General features: G+C 62.0%; 2 protein-coding genes. Both read left to right on the top strand.

Annotated elements, in window-relative coordinates; genetic code table 11:
• The coding region (locus KVS69_RS18065; protein WP_217539388.1) for an adenylate/guanylate cyclase domain-containing protein at positions 1-1,173 on the top strand (1,173 nt) is incomplete at its 5' end.
• 705 nt (positions 1,174-1,878) lie between these two features.
• Positions 1,879-2,392, top strand: a 514-nt coding sequence (locus tag KVS69_RS18060; RefSeq protein WP_217539387.1) for a hypothetical protein, incomplete at its 3' end; no start/stop codon positions are given.

The following is a 2,392-nucleotide window of genomic DNA, read 5'->3' as shown; positions in this document are numbered from 1 at the left end:
GCCCGGATCGAGCGCGCGGTGGCCATTGCCCAGCTGACCATCGACGTTCTGGCCGAAACGGGCGATACGGATGAGCACATCCCTAATGCACAGGTCCGTGTGGGTATCGACAGCGGGCTGGCACTGGCCGTCAACAACGGTCGCCGCGCCAGCCGCGAGCCGCTCTTCCTGGGCTCCCCGGCAAATCAGGCCGCCAAGTGCGCCGGCCATGGCGTGGCGGAGGGCATTTACCTCACCCATGGTGCACGGGCGCTGCTCGAGCTGCCGGCGCTGAGCGGCGACAAAGACCGCACCACGCCGCTGACCCAGGATCAGGTGGCGGCCTGCGTTGAGGCGGCAGGCTTGGGCGTTTCCAAGACGCGGATCATAGAGCTCTGGAAGGAGGAGCAGGAGGACCTGCCCATTGGCGAATTCGAATTCAGCCGCCCTACCCCGCCGATTTCCGATCTGGACTTCAGCCTGCTTAGCGCTGCCAAGTCCAAGCGCTTCGAGGGTGTGTCGCTGTATGCAGACATCGACGGCTTCACCAACTTCGTAGATAAGCATCTGGATGAGGATCCGCAGCATCTGGTACGCGCTCTCCACGTGCTGCGGTCAGAGCTGGATGCGGTAGTGCACTTGGACTTTGCCGGGCGGCGCATTCGCTTTATCGGCGATTGCCTGCAAGGCGTGCTGCTGGAAGGTACCTCAAAGGAGACCGACACCGAAGCGACGGTGAGTACAGCTGTACAGTGCGCAGGCGCACTTCGCAGCAGCTTCGCCGTGGCCATTGACTACTTGAACTCCGAGGGTTCGATCACCGAGGAGCTGGGTCTGGCCATCGGCTTTGAGCTTGGGCCGCTGGCACTGTCCCGGCTGGGAATGAAGGGCAGTTTGGTGCGCTGCGCAACCGGCAGGGCGGTGCTGGCCTCGGAGGCCGAACAGCGGCAGTGCGATGGCGTGCAGACCGCGATCGGTGAGAAGGCCTACAACGCCGGTACCGACGCAGTTCGTCGAGTGTTCGCATCTGACCGAAAGGTGGCCAACCTCGATTACGCGGCAGCGGTGGAAGAACTGGCCGCGTCGGGTGACCCAGTGGCCAAGGCGGTGTTGGCGGCCCATTACGCAGAGGCGGCCCCCGCGGTGGTTCCCGGCCTTGAACAGCCGATCCGCCCGCACTCAGATATCCACTGATGGCGTTGGCCTTCGAATTGCTGCAAGGCGTGGCATCGGACTACGGTGCCACGCTGCATCGCGCCGCAGGCGGAGGGAGGGCTGAGATCTCGGTCACTCGTCCAGGCGGGGCTGTGCATGTTTTCACCCTGGCGATCTCCATCGCCGGGGAGCACGTGTCTGCTAAGGAAGCCCCAGGACACCACCAACTTCCGCAATTCTGCCCTGACAGACACATCAACCCCAACCAAAGCTTCTGCCTGGGATGGGGTGACGGTAAGCCGGGGCACATTATCGACGAAGCGGCAGCCAGACAGTGGTGGTCGACGGTGTATCGATTCTTGGCCCATCAAATCAGCGCGAATGTACGCAGGGTCTTCCCAGGTGCAGAAAACGGCCGCGCCCATGGCGACGCGGCCAAGCATCAAGCTATCGCGGAGCAGGCGGCCGAATGCCTGGGCCCAGAATTCAAGGCGGCGGCGCAAGCCGGTCTGTTCGAAGTCCGGCAAGATGTGCGGCCGGGAAAGCGTCGACTGGAGCTGTGGCGTGGCGATCAACTGATTGCGCGCGTTTCACTTCGCAGCAATTCCCTGATTTCCGGAAAGCTGGCCTGCCCCTGCGGTTGCCGACCGAAGCGCACGACAGCGGAATGCGCGGACCACGCCGAAGCTCTGGCGACCTATGTCCTGGAGCGGCACCGCTGCGCGCTAGCCGACAGGGCCTTCCTTGATCAATGCGCTGCAGCGGGAATGGCTTGCTGCGGGACCTTGGAGACATGCGGTCTTCGCAACGCCATCCGGCGCAAGCAAGTCGGATGCACGAAGAAAGAGAACCCTCAACATGCAAGAAGTTCGAGATACTGGCGACCGCCAGCCAAATCAAAGCGACCGCGTTAACGCTGCATGGCAGCAGCTTCAACTCGTTCTTGGCTTCTTCTCGCGAGTGGACACGAAGCTATCGGTGGGTCTGGGCATCAACCTGGGCATGCTGGCGATGCTCTCCACCCGAATCCCCAAGCCAGAAGATCTCACCCTGCTTGTTTCAGTCGTTGGCGTGCTGTTCCTGACGCCCCTCACTTTGAGCTTCTGGAACCTGTGGTTGGGCTATTTTCCCGATCTTCGCGGCGGATCCAATTCGCTGATCTTCTTTAGTCGAATCGAAAAAATGACCGAGTCTGAGTTCCTGCGCGCGTGTGAAACCAGAACGCTGGATGGGTTTGAGCGCGACGTGTTGGGCCAAT

It is taken from the genome of Stenotrophomonas sp. GbtcB23 (assembly GCF_019091045.1).
GTDB lineage: Bacteria > Pseudomonadota > Gammaproteobacteria > Xanthomonadales > Xanthomonadaceae > Stenotrophomonas > Stenotrophomonas rhizophila_A.
The sequence above is the reverse complement of the archived record's forward strand: the minus strand, read 5'-3'. Positions and strand labels throughout refer to the sequence as shown.